This is a genomic window from Maricaulis parjimensis, from assembly GCF_016817355.1.
In the GTDB taxonomy this organism is placed as follows: Bacteria; Pseudomonadota; Alphaproteobacteria; order Caulobacterales; family Maricaulaceae; genus Maricaulis; species Maricaulis parjimensis.
On record NZ_JADOTT010000009.1, the window covers coordinates 1 to 17,510 of the forward strand.

General features: G+C 63.6%; 14 protein-coding genes. 8 read left to right on the plus strand and 6 right to left on the minus strand.

From position 1 onward, the window contains the following. Positions 1–401: 401 nt before the first annotated feature. The 4 genes from I0K07_RS13565 to tpiA form a co-directional block, all read right to left on the minus strand. On the minus strand, positions 402–2,030 hold the full coding sequence (locus I0K07_RS13565; protein ID WP_203294323.1) for a CTP synthase: 1,629 nt from the start codon (positions 2,028–2,030) through the stop codon (positions 402–404). Between the two features lie 75 nt (positions 2,031–2,105). Next, positions 2,106–2,429, minus strand: coding sequence for a preprotein translocase subunit SecG (gene secG, locus I0K07_RS13570; RefSeq protein WP_203294325.1), 324 nt, complete (start codon positions 2,427–2,429; stop codon positions 2,106–2,108). A gap of 76 nt (positions 2,430–2,505) precedes the next feature. Further along, on the minus strand, positions 2,506–3,561 hold the full coding sequence (locus tag I0K07_RS13575; protein ID WP_203294327.1) for a response regulator: 1,056 nt from the start codon (positions 3,559–3,561) through the stop codon (positions 2,506–2,508). An 89-nt stretch (positions 3,562–3,650) separates the two neighbouring features. Then, positions 3,651–4,382: a triose-phosphate isomerase gene (gene tpiA, locus I0K07_RS13580; protein WP_203294329.1), complete on the minus strand. Its 732-nt coding sequence runs from the start codon at positions 4,380–4,382 to the stop codon at positions 3,651–3,653. Between the two features lie 174 nt (positions 4,383–4,556). On the opposite strand from tpiA, the gene I0K07_RS13585 reads away from it, so the two are divergent. Together I0K07_RS13585 and trpE are read left to right on the plus strand one after the other, a co-directional pair. Next, positions 4,557–6,497, plus strand: a complete 1,941-nt coding sequence (locus I0K07_RS13585; protein WP_203294331.1) for a peptidylprolyl isomerase — start codon at positions 4,557–4,559, stop codon at positions 6,495–6,497. Beyond that, positions 6,494–7,993 carry an anthranilate synthase component I gene (gene trpE, locus I0K07_RS13590; protein WP_203294333.1) on the plus strand — a complete coding sequence of 500 codons (1,500 nt, stop codon included), beginning with the start codon at positions 6,494–6,496 and terminating at the stop codon, positions 7,991–7,993. Before I0K07_RS13585 ends, trpE begins: the two co-directional genes overlap by 4 nt. 3 nt (positions 7,994–7,996) lie before the next feature. Here the strand turns inward: trpE and I0K07_RS13595 are convergent, their stop codons facing one another. After that, positions 7,997–8,920 (minus strand): divergent polysaccharide deacetylase family protein, encoded by a 924-nt coding sequence (locus tag I0K07_RS13595; RefSeq protein ID WP_203294335.1) that lies wholly within the window; start codon positions 8,918–8,920, stop codon positions 7,997–7,999. 198 nt (positions 8,921–9,118) lie between these two features. On the opposite strand from I0K07_RS13595, the gene I0K07_RS13600 reads away from it, so the two are divergent. The 4 genes from I0K07_RS13600 (at position 9,119) to lexA (ending at position 12,395) form a co-directional block, all read left to right on the plus strand. Continuing rightward, positions 9,119–9,709 (plus strand): anthranilate synthase component II, encoded by a 591-nt coding sequence (locus I0K07_RS13600; protein WP_203294337.1) that lies wholly within the window; start codon positions 9,119–9,121, stop codon positions 9,707–9,709. A 40-nt stretch (positions 9,710–9,749) separates the two neighbouring features. Next, positions 9,750–10,766 carry an anthranilate phosphoribosyltransferase gene (gene trpD, locus I0K07_RS13605; protein ID WP_203294339.1) on the plus strand — a complete coding sequence of 339 codons (1,017 nt, stop codon included), beginning with the start codon at positions 9,750–9,752 and terminating at the stop codon, positions 10,764–10,766. Between the two features lie 4 nt (positions 10,767–10,770). Next, complete coding sequence (gene trpC, locus I0K07_RS13610) at positions 10,771–11,583, plus strand: indole-3-glycerol phosphate synthase TrpC (protein WP_203294341.1); 813 nt, start codon at positions 10,771–10,773, stop codon at positions 11,581–11,583. A 116-nt stretch (positions 11,584–11,699) separates the two neighbouring features. After that, on the plus strand, positions 11,700–12,395 hold the full coding sequence (lexA, locus tag I0K07_RS13615; RefSeq protein WP_203294343.1) for a transcriptional repressor LexA: 696 nt from the start codon (positions 11,700–11,702) through the stop codon (positions 12,393–12,395). Between the two features lie 70 nt (positions 12,396–12,465). Here lexA and I0K07_RS13620 read toward each other — a convergent pair whose 3' ends face one another. Beyond that, complete coding sequence (locus tag I0K07_RS13620; RefSeq protein ID WP_203294345.1) at positions 12,466–14,625, minus strand: ComEC/Rec2 family competence protein; 2,160 nt, start codon at positions 14,623–14,625, stop codon at positions 12,466–12,468. Between the two features lie 70 nt (positions 14,626–14,695). Here I0K07_RS13620 and gltX point away from each other — a divergent pair, with 70 nt between their 5' ends. After that, positions 14,696–16,126 carry a glutamate--tRNA ligase gene (gltX, locus tag I0K07_RS13625; RefSeq protein WP_203294347.1) on the plus strand — a complete coding sequence of 477 codons (1,431 nt, stop codon included), beginning with the start codon at positions 14,696–14,698 and terminating at the stop codon, positions 16,124–16,126. Between the two features lie 30 nt (positions 16,127–16,156). Further along, complete coding sequence (gene gltA / locus I0K07_RS13630) at positions 16,157–17,461, plus strand: citrate synthase (protein WP_203294349.1); 1,305 nt, start codon at positions 16,157–16,159, stop codon at positions 17,459–17,461. Positions 17,462–17,510: the final 49 nt, after the last annotated feature.

The window sequence follows — 17,510 nt, forward strand, 5'->3', positions numbered from 1 at the left end:
GAACGCTCTCGCCCCCGTTTCCAATCCGGCCGGTACTCAGGTCGGGCGTTTAGTGCCGTCAGACCGGGCCGGACGCCCTGCCGGTGCTCAGGATGTCACCCCTTCGCGCGGACAGGCTCCGCAAACCTCCGGGCCCAAGGGACTGAGCTCATGCCTCTCTTCCCGGACGTCGAGGAGGAGTCTGGCACAGGTTTGAAGGGTGGGGATAAATGGGGCGCGATCAGCACTCCCTCTCCCTTGGGAGAGGGTGGCGCGCATGCGCCGGGAGAGGGGGAAATCCCGGTGCTGGCCGATAATCGCGAATACCTCGCCGCCCCCCTCATCCGCCGCTACGCGGCACCTTCTCCCCGGGGAGAAGGGGGATGTCGAGCTTGTTCTGACCACGCCCGCGTGTGGCGCGCCTAGACCATCCGGCTTTGATGCAGGGCCGCCGCGATGAAGCTGGCGAAGAGCGGGTGCGGTTCGAAGGGACGGGATTTGAGTTCCGGGTGGAATTGCACGCCGACGAACCAGGGATGGTCCGCAATCTCGACAATCTCCGGCAGAACGCCATCGGGTGACAGTCCGGAGAAGGTCAGCCCACAGGCTTCCAGCTTGTCCTTATAGCCCACATTCACCTCATAACGGTGACGGTGACGCTCCTCGATATGGGCTTCACCATAGATTTCGCGGACCTTGGTTCCCTCTTTGAGAACAGCGGGATAGGCACCCAGGCGCATCGTGCCGCCCATATCGCCATCGGCCGATCGGGTCTCCACGGCATTGCCCCGTGTCCACTCGGTCAGAAGACCGATGACCAGCTCGCCCTCTTCAGAGAATTCCGACGAAACGGCATTGGGGATGCCGGCCAGATTGCGGGCCGCTTCCAGCACCGCCATCTGCATGCCGTAGCAGATGCCAAAGAAGGGAACCTTGCGCTCACGGGCGAATTTCGCCGCGGCGATCTTGCCTTCCACACCACGCTCGCCAAAACCGCCCGGAACGAGCACGCCGTGCACGTCTTCCAGCGGTTCGAACGGGTCATCCTTCTCGAACTGCTCACTGTCGAGCCATTTGAGCTTCACCTTCACCCCATTGGCCAGACCGCCATGGTTGAGGGCTTCAATCAGGGATTTATAGGCGTCCAGCAGGCCGACATATTTGCCGACGACACCGATCGTCACTTCGCCGTCCGGATTGGCAATCGTGTGGGAAATGCCTTCCCAGCGGGTCAGGTCCGGTGCCGGCGCATCGGCAATTCCGAAACAGCGCAGGATTTCCGTATCCAGGCCCTGACGGTGGTATTCCAACGGCACATCATAGAGCGAGGCCGCGTCACGGCCCTCGATGACGGCGCTTTCGCGGACATTACAGAACAGGGCGATCTTGCGCTTGTCACCGGCCGGGATCGGGATTTCGCAACGGCACAGAAGGATATCCGGCTGGATACCGATCGAGCGCAGCTCTTTCACCGAGTGCTGGGTCGGCTTGGTCTTCATCTCGCCGGCCACCTTGATGAAAGGCAGCAGGGTGACGTGCAGGAAGACGGCGTTTTCCTCACCCAATTCCTGGCCGAGCTGGCGGATCGCCTCGAAGAAGGGCAGGCCCTCGATATCGCCGACCGTGCCACCGATCTCGCAGAGGACGAAATCGACATCACCCGCGTCAGACAGGACGAATTGCTTGATCTGGTCCGTGACGTGGGGAATCACCTGAACGGTCGCGCCCAGATAGTCACCCCGGCGTTCGCGCTCGATGATGCGGGAATAGATCCGGCCCGTGGTGATATTGTCGGCCTGGCTGGCGGGAACGCCCGTAAAGCGCTCATAGTGACCCAGATCGAGGTCAGTTTCCGCCCCATCATCAGTCACATAGCACTCGCCATGCTGATAGGGCGACATCGTGCCCGGGTCGACATTGAGATAGGGATCAAGCTTGCGCAGGCGGACTTTATAGCCCCGGGCCTGCAGCAGAGCACCAATAGCGGCTGAAGCGAGGCCTTTTCCAAGAGAGGAGACCACGCCGCCCGTAATGAAGATATATCGCGGCATGGGCCGTCTGATTATCCCAGATTCGAGCGCGCCAAAAGACGCGATTGCAAGATTTGATGTGAAAAGCTTGGACGGTTAGCCGTCAGTCGGCACCGGAGCGCCCTGCTCTTCCTCGTCCAGAATGCCGATTGCAGGGTTCTCGACCTGGCGGTCAAACACGCTACGGCCCTGCGAATCCACACCGGCGAACACGGCCAGAGCGATGCAGTTGATGATGAAGAGTGCACCCAGGATCATGGTCGTGCGGGTCAGCACATTGGCTGCGCCCCGGCTCGACATCATACCGCCGCCGCCACCGCCGCCGATACCCAGAGCACCGCCTTCGGAACGCTGCATGAGAATGACAGCGACAAGTCCAAGCGCGATGAGGAGCTGGACGATCAGGAGGACTTCTTTCATCGGTACCGCCGTGGTTTGCGACTTCTGGGTCTTTGCAGACAAGGTGGGAACGCCCTGCGGCGTTGCCAAGCCCCGGCTACATGGCGGCGCGTTTTATACCAGGCTCTTCGCCTTGGCCAGCATCGTCTGCGGTAGCGTCTTGTTCAGCGGCCTGCGCAGCTTCCGCAGCCCGGCGTTGAGCAGCCATTTCAGCCTTCGCCTTGAGGCGTTTGCGCAGATTGGTGACGGTGCGGCCGATCTCGTCTTTCGAGCGTTCCAGCGTGTCACCATTGGCAAAGGCGGCATAGGCGCCCATCGCCAATTCCTTGATCAGTTTCAGCGTGGACAGCGAAGCCTGGTTGCCCTCACCCAACGTCTTGACCTGATCCAGCATGGCTTCGCAGATTTCCGCGGCTTCCGCACGGCCGGCCTTGATCAGCTGGGCTTTCATTTCATGCCCGGTTCGCATCAGGTCACCGGTATCCAGCTTGACCGGCAGGCTGGGACCGTCACCGGTCTTGGACGCATGAAGCTCGGTAGAGACCACAATCCGCATGGCCAGACGGCGCAGACGTTCGGCGCGCACGGTCTCCTTGGCTTCCTGGATCCAGTTGGCGGCATCGCTGAGGGCTTGATAATCGTTTTCCACCGTCGCCTTGAGAATGTTCGGCACGGTCACCGGCTGGGCGTCGGAATTTCGATCCGCATCCTTGCGGCGGTCCGGGCCGATATAGTCACTGGTGACGATGAATTGCTTGCGGCCATGGATCAGCGTCTTCACGCGCTCCTCGGCGAAATTGGTCGAGAAAGGCCGCACGATCACATCATCGGCGCCACATTCGATAGCGCGGCGGATATGGGTCGTATCCCGGCTCCAGGTGGTCAGAAGGATAACCGCAAACGGATTGGCCCCGACCTCGCCCTTGCGCACGGCCCGGACGAGTTTGAACACATCGGCATCGGTTGCACTGGATTCGGCGACGATCAGGGTCGGGCCGGTATCGGCAACCATGGACTTGAGCTCGGTCAGAGACGCCACGCACTCGATCTGACGGAAACCGATCTCGTGCAACGCATACCGGGTCGTGCGTTGGTTGGCGTGCACCGGGTCGAACAGGACAACGGATGCGCGGGAATAATCGGTTTCGGCCATACGAGGGTCGCTCTTTGAAACTTGCCTGGACAGTCAGTCTTCCAACCTGCCCGAAATAAGTTTCAATCCGCTTACCGAAGAGGTTCGGTTTAACGACCAGCCGCGTTGATTATGCTTGTGAAATCACTGGCTTTCAGAGAGGCCCCACCCACCAGGGCACCATCGACATCCGGCAGTGCCAGGAGGCTCTCGGCATTGGCCGGTTTGACCGAACCACCATAAAGAATTCGGGTAGTTAGCGGTTCCGGGAGGGCGGCGCGGATGGCGGCGTGCATCTCCTCCACATCCGACACGGAAGCGGTCAATCCGGTACCGATTGCCCAGACCGGCTCATAAGCTATGACCAATTCCATGTTTTGCGGATTGTCCGGGAGCGAACCGGCCAGTTGGGCGGTGACGACAGCCTGCGCCTTTCCGGCTTCCCGTTCAGCCTTCGTCTCGCCGACACAGATGATCGGGATCAGGCCGGCCGCCAGTACGGCGTCAGCCTTGGCCCGGATCATGGCGTCGCTTTCGCCGTGATCGGCGCGGCGCTCGGAATGCCCCAAGATGACATAGCGTGCACCGGCGTCTTTCAGCATGGCCGCGGAAATATCGCCCGTATGGGCCCCGGCCTCATGGGCATGACAATCCTGACCACCGACTGAAATGCCGGTATCGGCGCAGCGCGCTGCAGCAGCAGCCAGCAAGGTCGCCGGCGGGCAGATCAGGACATCCGCCGGTGAGGACGCTGCCGGACCGGCGATCGCGTCAAAGAAGTCCAGATCGGCCGCCAGGCCGTTCATCTTCCAGTTTCCGGCAATCAGCGCGGTGCGTGGCATATCCCCTCCTTGATGCCCCAAATCATCCCCTGTGAGCTTGGAAGGATTAGTCGCGACCGGCTCCGGGGGCAAGAATCCGGCTGCGTCACCGCATTCCGACCGCGCCCAATGCTTGCGAGCATGAATCCACGCCGCTACCTTCCGCCCGTCATTTTCCACAAGGCTCCGTGACTCATGCTTTCCCTCTTCCGGTCCTTCGCCAAATCGCCGCTGGCGATTGCCCTTCTTCTGCTGCTCTGCCTCGGCCTGATCCTGACCGGGGGGAATAGTATTTTCACCGGCAGCGGAACGGCCGTGGTTGTGGCCGGCCAGCAAAAGGTTTCCGTGCGCGAACTCAGCATGGCGTTCGACCGCGAATTGCAACGCCGCCAGGCGGAGCAGCCGGGCTATACGGCCCAGGACGCGCGCGATGAAGGTCTGGGCGAACAAGTGCTGCAGCGGCTCGCCGTGGAAGCGGCACTGGAAGCCAAGGCCGATGATCTGGGGATCGTGATTTCCGGCGACACGCTGGCTTCGGAAGCGGCCCGCGAGCCGGCCTTCCGCAATCCGGTCACGGATCGCTATGACTATGACACCATGATTTCGGCCCTGGCACGCGCCGGCATGAGCGAAGCCCAGTACCGCGACACGATGGAAGGCGATCTGCGCCGCCAGCAATTGCTGCTCAGCCTGGCCGGTGGCTTTGCCCTGCCCGACAGCATGGCCCGCAACCGTTTTGACCTGGCCCAGGAACAGCGCCGGATGACCGGGCTCGTTCTCGATGCAACGGCCGCCGATGCCATCGCAGATCCGACCGATGAGGACCTGCAGACCTTCGTCGAAGCCAATGCCACCCTGCCCGATCCGCGCACCGGCCTGCCAATCTTCACCGTGCCGGACATGCGCGCCTTCACCCTGGTGCGCTTCCAGCTGGAAGATTTCATCCGCGATGTCGATATCGATGAAGAAACACTGCGCGAGACCTATGACTACCAGGTCGAAGCCGGCCAGATCGGCACCCCGCCCCTGCGCAGCTTCGTCCAGCTGACCGCGACCGACGAAGCCTCGGCACAGGCGATTGCGGACCGGCTGGCCGCCGGCGAGGACGCTGCGGCCATCGCGGCCGAACTGGGACTGGGCGAGCCGGTCGAGCTGGAAGAGGTCCAGGCCTATGAAGTGCCGGACACGGATGTTGCTGACGCCGTGTTCGCCATGGCCGAAGGGGAAGCCTCCGCCATTCAGGGCCGTTTCGGTTGGAATGCCGTCGCCGTCCGGGCCGCCGTCGCGGCCACCACGCCGACCTATGAGGAACAGCGCGAGGAAATCCTCACCGAGCTGGCCCGCGCTGACGCGCTGAATGCGCTCTATGACCAGATTGCGTCCTTCGAGGAATCCCGCGCCAGCGGTGCCACGCTGGAACAGGCGGCCGCGGCCTCCGGTTCGCCGCTGGAAATCTTCCAGCCGCTGGACCAATACGGCCGGGATGCCAGCCTCGAGATCGATTTTGAACGCTATGCCACGCTTGGCCAGGAAATCCTGCCGGCCGTGTTTGCGGCGCCGGAAGGCTATGCCACCGACCTGACCCAGTTCAATGAGACGGATTTCTACATCGCTCGCGTCGACGAAATCGTGCCCTCGCACCTGCGCGAGCTGGCCGAGGTCCGTGACCTTGCCGAAGCCCGTTGGCGGGAATCCCAGCTGGACACGCAACTGGCCGAACGCGCCGAAGAGGCGCTGGCCCAGCTGCAAGCCGGCGAAAGCATCGACATTGTGGCCCTGACCACGGGTGGACGCGCGGAAAGCACCACGGCCCGTCGCAGCGACACGGCGGAGAACTTCCCGCGTGCCGTGATTGCCCGCGCTTTCTCCATGACCCCGGGCAATTGGGAAACCGTGCAAGCGGCCCAGGGTCGCTATGTCATCCTCTCGGTCGATGAAGTGATCACGCCGGATACGTCCGCCCTTGCCGGAACGGAACTGTCCGAGCTGGAAACCGCGATCAATCAGGAAGCCACGAACGACTTCTTCCAGTCGCTGCAACTGGCTCTGGAAACCGAATACGCCCTGAATGATGGCGGTATCGACCGCAATCTGGTGGACCAGGCCCTGGGCGCCAACGCCGCTACAGGACCATGATGCAAAAACCGGCCGTCACTCCCGATTTCAAGACGGTCGCTGCGGCGTATGAGCGTGGGGAAACGACCGTGCTGGCAGCCCGGCAGGTGGATGACCTGCTGACGCCTGTGGCGGCCTATCTGCGCCTGGCCCGCGACCGCAAGGACGCTTTCCTGCTCGAATCCGTCGAGGGCGGAGCCTGGCGCGGCCGCTATTCCGCGATCGGCCTTGACCCCGACCTGATCTGGCAATGCCGCAATGGCCAAGTGTCCGAAGCCCGCGGCATGGATGTCGCCGCGCGCTCTTTCCAGGATTTGGACGCCGAACCCATGGCGGCCCTGCGCCAGGTGATCGAGGACGCACACTGCCCCCTGCCCGACGACGCCCCGCCGCTGGCCTCGGGCCTGTTCGGCTATGTCGGCTATGACATGGTGCGCTATCTGGAACGCCTGCCGGAACAGGCTGCGCCGGACCCGCTGGGCGTGCCGGAAAGCTGCCTGATCCGCCCGCAGATCATGGTCGTCTTCGATGCGCTGAAGCAGGAGATCCAGGTCTATTGCCCGGTGCGTCCGGGCGAGTACTCCGCACGCGAAGCCTATGACGCGGCCGTGGAACGCATGGAGATGACCCTGCGGGCCCTCGCCTCGCCGACGCCGGAGCTTGAACGCCCACAAGGCGAACTGGGCGAACGCAGCTCCAACCAAACTCCCGAGGCCTACCGGGCTGCCGTGGATGCGGCGCGGGCCTATATCCGTGCCGGCGATGCCTTCCAGGTCGTGCCCAGCCAGCGCTTCTCGGCGGACTATCCGGGCGATCCATTCTGGATCTACCGTTCCCTGCGCCGCCTCAACCCGTCACCCTTCCTGTTCTTCTTCCGCTTTGACGGGTTCGAGATCATCGGCTCCAGTCCGGAAATCCTGGTGCGCTTGCGCGATGATGTCGTCACCATCCGCCCGATCGCCGGCACCCGTCCGCGCGGCAAGACACCGGCCGAGGATGACGCGCTGGAAGCCGATCTCCTGGCCGACCCCAAGGAACGGGCCGAACATCTGATGCTGCTGGATCTGGGCCGCAATGATGTGGGCCGGATCGCCAAGGCCGGAACCGTCCGTATCACCGCGCGCGAGATCGTCGAGCGCTACAGCCATGTCATGCACATCGTCTCCAATGTAGAAGGCGATCTGGCCGAAGGCGAGGATGTGGTGTCGGCCCTGTTTGCCGGCTTCCCGGCCGGGACGGTCTCCGGCGCCCCCAAGGTGCGGGCGATGGAAATCATCGACGAGCTGGAACCGCATCGCCGCGGCATCTATGCCGGCGCGGTGGGCTATTTCAGCGCCAATGGCGGCATGGATACGGCCATCGCCCTGCGCACAGCCGTGTTCAAGGATGGACGCCTGTACGTGCAGGCCGGTGCCGGCGTCGTGCTGGACAGTGATCCGGAGTCGGAACGCGTGGAGACGGTGAACAAGGCGGAAGCCCTGTTCCGGGCCGCTGGGGATTCACTCGGTCAGAACTGAGCCTCAACGCTGGGAGGTATTCTCGGCGGTCGGACGCAGACGCGTGTCCAGCTGAGCGGACAATTGCGTCAGCGTGACGAATTCCACGCCCCGTTCGCGGGCCGGTGACAGCCAGTTCTCCAGCACGTCGAGCGTCTCGGCATGCGGATGACCGATCACCACGGCCCAGCCGCGCTCGCGGGCCAATTCCTCGGCCTCGGCCAGACGGGCCTCGATCTGAGAAGCGTCGATGACATGGTCCAGGAAGATGTCGCGCTGGAGAGCCCGCAGTCCCAACCCGTCCGCGACCGCCCGGCCCCGGCTTTCGCCCGTGGTCAGTGAGTCGAGGAAAAGCGGGTTCTGTTCGGCGACCGAGGCCAGTGCGACGCGCATGGCACGCGGATCGGCCGTGAAACGGCTGCCCATGTGATTATTGATGCCGACGGCACCCGGTACGCGGGCATAGGCCCAGCGCATGCGGGCGGCAAGATCCTCATCGCTCAGCCCGAGACGCAGCGCATTGGGTCCCGGATCCGCCAGACCGACCGGTTCCATCGGCATGTGAAGCAGGACATCTCGGCCGCGCGCCACGGTTTGTGCGGACAAGGACGGAGCGGCCTCGGCATAGGGCAGGATGGCCAGGCTCAGCGGGGTATCGAGATCGAGGGCGCGCTGGGCCGCAGCGACATCCAGCCCGACATCATCGATCACGATCGCGATCCGGGGCGCTGAGACGAGCGGCAGGTCCGGCGCCATGGCCGTGTCGGCGGTGAGCGGAATCACATCCGTTTCGCTGACCTCGAGGGGTTCGGGCAAGGCGTCTGTGGCGGCCAGACCCGAATAATCATGAAGATTGCGCGCCCGGACGGCTTGGCGAGTCGCAGGCGGAAGGCTGGCGCTGACAGCGGAACGATCCGTACGCTCGGCCTGGCTGGCTGCAGAAAACACAACAGCACCAACAAGATAGGCACATGCCACAATCGCCCCGGCGAAAGCCGGGATGGCGGAATGTGGGGTCCGAATCGAGGGTGCACTTCTGCGTGTCATGCATTAACCACGCAGCTTGAGCCGTTAAGCGCAAGTTAAGCAGTCGCGGGATTGGCGGGATACCTTATTACCCCTAGGTTTGCGGGCAGGAGAAACGGCATGCTTCTGATCATCGACAATTATGACAGCTTCACCTTCAACCTGGTCCATTACTTCCAGGAATTGGGAGCGGAAACCCGCGTCATCCGCAATGATGTGATGAGCGCGGAGGAAGCGCTGGCGCTCAATCCTGACGGGATTGTGCTGTCGCCGGGGCCGTGTGATCCGGACCGGGCCGGCATGTGTCTGGAGGTGATCGAGAAGGCCGCAGCCGATCTGCCCATTCTGGGGGTCTGCCTGGGTCACCAGTCGATCGGTCAGATTTTCGGCGGCAAGGTGATCTCAGCCAAGCAGATCATGCATGGCAAGACGAGCGAAGTGAGCCATGACGGAACCGGCCTTTTCGCCGGCCTGCCCTCGCCCTTCACAGCGACGCGTTATCACTCGCTGGCGGTAGAGCCCGAAAGCCTGCCAGCCTGCCTGAAAGTGACCGCAACGACGCCCGATGGCGAGATCATGGGCCTGGCCCATCGTGACCGCCCGGTTCACGGCGTCCAATTCCACCCGGAATCCATCGCCTCCGAACACGGCCATGACTTGCTGGCCAATTTCCTGGCCTTGACGGGAACACCCCGCGCCAAGGCCGCCTGACCCGCACGCCCCGCAACGACCAACCGACGAGTAGATCGCCATGACGTGTCTCGCCCGCTGCCTGCAGGCCCTGAGCCGCAGCGAACGCCCGCAGCCGGATGATCTGTCCGGCGCGTTCGAGGAATTGATGGATGGCGAAGCCTCCAGCGAGGCCATTGCCGGCTTCCTGATGGGCTTGGCCGCACTGGGCGAAACGCCGACCGATATCGCGGCGGGTGCCCGCGTGATGCGGGCGCGCATGACACGGATCACGGCACCGGAAGGTGCCATCGACACGTGCGGTACGGGCGGAGATGGCAAGGGTGCCTACAATATCTCGACCGCCGCAGCGATCGTGGCGGCAGGTGCCGGTGCGATCGTCGCCAAGCATGGCAATCGCGCGGCATCGTCCAAGTCCGGTTCGTCGGATGTGCTGGGCGCACTCGGGCTGGAACTGGACTGTCCGGCAGAGCGTGTGGAGCGGTCACTGACCGAGGCGGGTGCCGGTTTCCTCTATGCCCCGGCCCACCATTCTGCGGTCCGCCATGTTGGCCCGGCGCGCCAGGCCTTGGGCGTGCGGACGATTTTCAACCTGCTGGGCCCGATCTCCAATCCGGCCGGGGTGAAGCGGCAATTGCTGGGCGTGTATGACAAGCGCTGGCTGGTGCCGATGGCCGAAGCCCTGCGCGATCTGGGCTGTGTCCGGGCCCTGGTGATCTGCGGCCAGGACGGCATGGACGAAATCACCACCACGACGCTGACGGATATTGCCGAACTCAAGGATGGCGACATCCGCTGCTACACATTCGACCCGGCCGAGGCCGGGATCCCGCGTGTCAGCGAGGCGGATCTCAAGGGCGGTGATGCGGCCCACAATGCCGAAGCAATCAACCGCCTTCTGGCGGGTGCAACCGGTGCCTTCCGCGATATCGTCCTGCTCAATGCCGGGGCTGCCCTGGTCGTGGCCGGAAAGGCTGAAACGATTGCCGGAGGCGCCGAGCTGGCGGCCGGCGCGATTGATGACGGCCGGGCCCGCGCAACGCTGGACCGGATGATCGCGATTTCCAGGGGCGAGTAGAGCCATGACCCAGACCACCGACACGCCGGACACACTGGCCCGCATTGGCGCCTACAAGCTGGAGCATATTGCGGCCTGCAAGGCCAAGGCCCCGCTGGCAGAGATCGAGGCCCGTGCTCGCGAGGCCTCCCCGGTTCGCGGTTTCCAGGCCGCGCTGCAACGCGATGCCGCGGCGCACGGGCTGGGCCTGATCGCCGAGGTCAAGAAAGCCAGCCCGTCCAAAGGCCTGATCCGGGCCGACTTCAATCCGCCGCTGCTGGCCAAGGCCTATGAGGATGGCGGCGCGTCCTGCCTGTCGGTTCTCACCGACACGCCCAGCTTCCAGGGCGCCGATGCGTTCCTGACGGCAGCCCGTGAAGCCACCGCCCTGCCCGCCCTGCGCAAGGACTTCATGTACGACACCTACCAGGTCGCCGAAGCGCGCATGCTGGGTGCCGATGCCATCCTGGTCATCATGGCCGCCGTCGAGGATGACACGGCGCGCCGCCTCATCGACGCCGCCGGCGAGTGGGGCATGGACAGCCTGGTCGAAGTCCATGACGCCCCGGAAATGGAGCGCGCTCTGGCCCTCGGCGTCCCGATGATCGGCATCAATAACCGCAATCTCCGCACATTCGAGACCTCGCTGGAGACCTTCGAATCGCTGGCCCCGATGGTGCCGGACGAGACCTTTCTCGTCGCGGAAAGCGGTATCTTCACGCATGATGATGCCACCCGTCTGCAAAACGCCGGCGCCGGAGCTCTGCTGGTCGGGGAAAGCCTGATGCGGCAGGACGATGTGACAAAAGCCACCCGGACTCTTCTCGGTCGCGATTGAGGCCGACCCCGCGCGGCTTGACCCCTCACAGGAACACATATAGAACAAATCGGAGAATTCCTGATTTGTTCCCTGTCCGCCTGTTTGCGATTCAGGGGTGTTCCCAGGGGGTTGCCGTGCTGACACGCAAACAGAACGAACTTCTGCTCTTCATCCATAAACGGATCAAGGAAACCGGCGTTTCGCCCTCCTTTGACGAGATGAAGGAGGCGCTGCAACTCGCTTCCAAATCCGGCGTGCACCGCCTGATCACGGCGCTGGAGGAGCGCGGCTTCATCCGTCGCCTCGCCCACCGGGCCCGCGCACTGGAAGTGCTGAAACTGCCGGAATCGGCAGCGAGTGGTGATCTCAATGCCGCCCGCGGGGATCTGGGTCCCAATGTCGTGCGCGGCAATTTTGCCAAGCCGGAGGCCGATGACACCCCTGGATCCATCGAAATTCCGGTTCTGGGCCGCATCGCGGCCGGTGTGCCGATCTCTGCGATCCAGCACGAGACGGAACGCCTGCCCATTCCGGCGGACATGATCGGACAGGGCGAGCACTTCGCGCTGGAGGTCAAGGGCGATTCCATGATCGAGGCGGGCATTCTGGACGGCGACACCGTGCTGATCCGGCGCTGCGAGTCCGCCAATTCCGGCGATATCGTCGTGGCTCTGGTCGATGACGAGGAAGCCACGCTGAAACGCCTGCGCAAGAAAGGTGGCTCCATCGCTCTGGAAGCCGCCAATCCGGAGTATGAGACCCGCATTTTCGGTCCCGACCGCGTGAAAGTGCAAGGCTGCCTGGTGGGCCTGCTGCGACGCTATCACTGACAGATCACGCGTCAGCCTGGTCTGAAAGTCTGTGAGATTTGAGCGTGTGAGATGAGCCCCTTCGCGGGGCTCATTCCGTTTGGGCCGGGCGGATACGGGGCAAGCGCAAACGTGGACGGTCCTGCCAGGGGCGAAGACTTCCGGCCGTCTGAACCTGGCGCAGGCGCTGGATGCCAGCCTCTCCCAACCATATCAGGGCCGGGCTCCACGCATCCGGCCGTGTGAGATCGGCAATCATTGCCCCGCACTGGCGCTGGACATGGTCCGGCAAGGAGACATGCAGGATCAGGAGATCCGCCCGCCGGCAATCCTCACGCCATTGCTCCGGCCTATCCAGATGAACAATCCGCAGTGCCCCATCACCGGCATCGAGACGGCACCCTTGTTGATCGCAGGCTTGCACGGCCCGGCCGGGTCTTTCGGTTTCAGCGACGCTTTCGAGAAATACCCGGACGGCAAAACGGTCCCGACGCGCATCGCTGACCTGCCAGTCCCCTGATGGCGTATCCCGCGTCACGACAACGCCCTGACCGGTGATGAAGATATCCGCGGGTGCGTGCTGCGCCCAGGCCAGTCCGGCCATCCCCATGAGACACAATCCCACCAGCCGGTTCCGGCGCGTTGTGAGCAGGAGGACAAGAAAGCCCGCCGTGTACACGGCCAAGACCCAGCCCGGCGCACCGGCGAGCGGTTGGAGGGCTCCGGGCCAGCTAGCGACCCAGTGGGACACGTCGAGGACACGATCAATGCCCCACCCCATGATCCACAGGGGCACGGCATCCAGACCGAAGGGCATGAGGCAGAGCCCCAGAATGCCCGCCGGCATGACCAGGAGCGAGAAAACGGGCATGACCATCAGATTGCCGGCGAGGCCGAAACTGGCCATGCGGTGGAAGTGGAAGGCCGCAAATCCGCCTGTCGCGAGCCCGGCCACCAGGCTGGTTGTTGCCAATCCCCCCAGAAAGTCCCGCACGACACCCCGGTCTGAAAAACGGGTGCGCGGCTGGCGTCGGGCCTGCCAGGCCTGGGCTGTGGCCATCAGCGCCGTGACAGCCGCAAAGGACATCTGGAAGCCCGGCGAGAGGATCGCCTCCGGGCGCAGCATCAAAACGAGCAATACGGCCATGGCCAGGGTGTGAAAGGAGAGCGCGCGCCGCCGCAGGATCACCGCCCCCAGCATGGCCGCCGTCATGATGAAGGCCCGCTGGGTCGGGATCGCCGCGCCAGACAGCAGGAGATAGGCCAGCGCCGCGATCAGTGCGAGGAGCGCAGCCGGTCGCGCCGGGTCATGTGCGCGGGACCAGCGCGTAAAGCCCGCCAGACCCGCGCGTATTGCAAAGAAGAGCCCGCCGGCTAGGAGCGCCATGTGCAGACCGGAAATGGCGAGGAGATGCCCCAGTCCCGCGGCGCGCAGGGCCTCGACATCCGCTCGGTCGATGCCGGACCGGTCGCCACTGAGCAAGGCCGCCGCCACGCCGCCACTGCGCCCGGGCAAGCGGTGGCGAATATGGTCAGCGAGACTTGCCCGGAAGCGCGCCAGCCCCTGTCGTGCGGCCAGGAGTGGATCATCGCTGACAAGGACCGGACCGGCTCTTGCGGTTTCCACCGCATAGCCCGTCGCGGCGAGGCGCTGGAAATAGGCCTGGAACGCGCCGTCATAGCCCCCCGGCATGACGGCTTGCCGCGGTGGCTCGACAACGGCCCGGACGGAAATCCAATCGCCCGGACCCTGATCGCCCGCATTTCCCAGCACACGCACCCGGTAAGCGGGATGCCCGTCACTGGCCGGTATCGCGATCAGCAATCGGGACCGGCCCTGCGCGTTCCGGTCCACGGATTCCAGCCAGCCCTGGAACCCTATGGCCCGCTGACCCGATGCAATCACCGGAGCCTCCTCGAATGCCTGGCTGCGCATGTCGCTGCGCCACAAGCCCAGTCCGATTCCGGCGAGAACAACCAGTGCCAGGAGGAGGTTGTTCGGCCTCCCGGCCTGGCCGAACCGGGTCATCAGAAGGACCAGACAGACCGTGCCTGCCAGCACAATGACCGCCCCGATCCACAGCCCTGCATCCGGCTGGAATGACCGTGAAAAATAGAGTGCACACCCCGCCATTACAGCCAGAGCGAGCATGACGGCCGGGCTTTCAGCCTCAGCCGCCCGGAATTTCAGCAGCGGTTTTGTCAGGCCCGGCGCAAGGCTTTGCGGCAGGCCCCTGGCAGGTTGAAACATGAAGCAGCCTTCGGTCTATCGCAAAAGCTGGTATTCATGCTAACACACCTTTCCCTTCTTGCAGCGCAGCATGAATTCGCACGTGCAAAACACAAACAACCCCATTCGAACGCGCTTCGCGCCGTCCCCGACCGGCTTTCTCCATATCGGAGGTGCGCGTACCGCCCTGTTCAACTGGCTGCTGGCAAAACGCCATGGCGGACAGTTCTTCCTGCGTATCGAGGATACCGACCGCGCCCGCTCCACGCAGGACGCGATCGATGCGATTCTCGACGGCCTGACCTGGCTGGGTCTGGACTGGGATGGCGATGTCATCTCCCAGTTCGAACGGGCCGGCCGTCACGCCGAGATCGCGCACGAACTCCTCGCCAAGGGCCAGGCCTTCAAGTGCTATTGCACGCCGGACGAGGTCCAAGAATTGCGCGACCAGGCCTTCGCCGAGGGCCGCGCCCTGCGCTCGCCCTGGCGCGACCGCGATGCCTCCGAGGCCCCCGCTGACACGCCCTACACGGTGCGTTTCCGCGCACCCGACAGCGACATGGTCCTGGAGGACGCCGTCCAGGGCTCGGTGCGTTGGGCTGCCAAGGAATTCGATGACCTGATTCTGCTGCGCTCGGACGGCACGCCGACCTATAACCTGGCCGTGGTCGTCGACGATCATGACATGGGCATCACCCATATCGTGCGCGGCGATGATCACCTGGTGAATGGCGGCCGCCAAAGCCAGATCTATGATGCACTGGGCTGGGAGCGTCCGGTTTTCGCCCATGTGCCCCTGATCCATGGCCAGGACGGCAAGAAACTGTCCAAGCGACATGGCGATCTGGGTGCGGAAGCCTATCGCGATATGGGCTATCTGCCCGAAGGCCTGCGCAATTACCTGCTGCGCCTCGGCTGGTCCCATGGCGACCAGGAAATCTTCACGGATGAAGAAGCGATTGCCGCCTTTGACCTGGCCGGCCTGAACAAGGCCCCGGCCCGGATGGATCTGGACAAGCTGAACCATATCAATGGCCATCACCTGGCTCACGCCGATGATGACCGCCTGACCGAGCTGGTTTTGCCCTTCCTGGACACGCTGGAAGACCGGATCACGGACGCGGATATCACCCGGCAGCGACTACTTACCGCAATGCCGGTTCTGAAAACCCGGGCGGCCACTCTGGAAGAGCTGGCGCGGCAAAGCTATTTTCTGCTCAAAATCCGCCCCTTCCACCTGGAGGGCAAAGCCGCTAAACCGCTCAACGACGAAGCGCGGCAGCGTCTTTACCGGCTTTTCACCCGTTTGTCCGATTTGAGCGGATGGGCGGAGGAGTCTCTCGCAGAAGAGCTCAAGCAATTCGCGGAAACCGAAGAGGTCGGTTTCGGCAAGGTTGGCCAACCGCTGCGTGCGGCGCTGACCGGTGGAGCACCGGCTCCCGATCTGGCGCAAGTCATGACCTTCCTGGGTCGTGAGGAAGCGCTGGACCGTATCAAGGACCAGATGTCGGCAGACGCTTAGGCGCAGCCGGGAACCCAAGGGGATGACGTGATGGAAAACAAAGCGAAACCGAACGGTACCGCCACCCTCACCGTGAACGGCCAGAGCTATGATCTGCCGGTGATGAGCGGTGAGATCGGTCCGGACGTGATCGATATCCGCAAACTGTACGCGCAGACGGGTATGTTCACCTTTGACCCGGGCTTCACCTCGACGGCGAGCTGTGAAAGCCAGATCACCTATATCGATGGCGGCGAAGGCACGCTGCTGTATCGCGGCTATCCGATCGACCAGCTGGCTGACCAGTCCAACTTCATGGAAGTCTGCTACCTGCTGCTGCACGGGGAACTGCCGAGCTCCAAGGAATTCGAGGATTTCGACTGGACGATCCGTCGTCACTCCATGCTGCACGACCAGTTCGACCAGTTCTTCCGCGGTTTCCGCCGCGATGCCCACCCGATGGCCATCATGGTCGGCACGGTCGGCGCCCTGGCCGCCTTCTACCATGACAGCACGGACATCAACGACCCGGAAGCGCGCACGATCGCGTCGCACCGCATGATCGCCAAAATGCCGACCATTGCGGCCCGGGCCTACAAGTATTCCATCGGCCAGCCCTTCATCAGCCCGCGCAATGAGATGGACTATGCGTCCAACTTCCTGCGTCAGTGCTTTGCCGTTCCGGCCGAGGACTACAAGGGTTCCGACGTGCTCGCCAAGGCGATGGACAAGATCTTCATCCTGCACGCCGACCACGAGCAGAACGCGTCCACCTCGACCGTCCGCCTGGCCGGCTCGTCCGGTGCCAACCCGTTCGCCTGTATCGCGTCGGGCATTGCCTCGCTGTGGGGTCCGGCCCATGGCGGCGCCAATGAAGCCGCACTGAACATGCTTTACGAGATCGGTTCCGTGGACAAGATCCCGGAATATGTCCGCAAGGCCAAGGACAAGGACGATCCGTTCCGCCTGATGGGCTTCGGTCACCGGGTCTACAAGAATTACGATCCGCGCGCGAAAGTCATGCGCGAGACCTGCCACCAGGTCCTGGACGAGCTGGGCGTGCGCAATGACCCGCTCCTGCAGGTCGCCATGGAACTGGAAAAGATCGCCCTGGAAGACGATTATTTCGTCGAGAAGAAGCTGTATCCGAACATCGATTTCTATTCGGGCATCACGCTCAAGGCGATGGGCTTCCCGACCGAGATGTTCACCGTGCTGTTCGCGCTGGCCCGTACGGTCGGCTGGATCGCCCAGTGGACCGAAATGGTCGAGGATCCGTCCCAGAAAATCGGCCGTCCGCGCCAGCTCTTCACCGGCGCCACGCCGCGCGATTATGTGGACCTGTCCAAGCGCTAGGCTGGCAGACCCCGGACACAGGAAGGGCCGCCCGTTGGGCGGCCCTTTT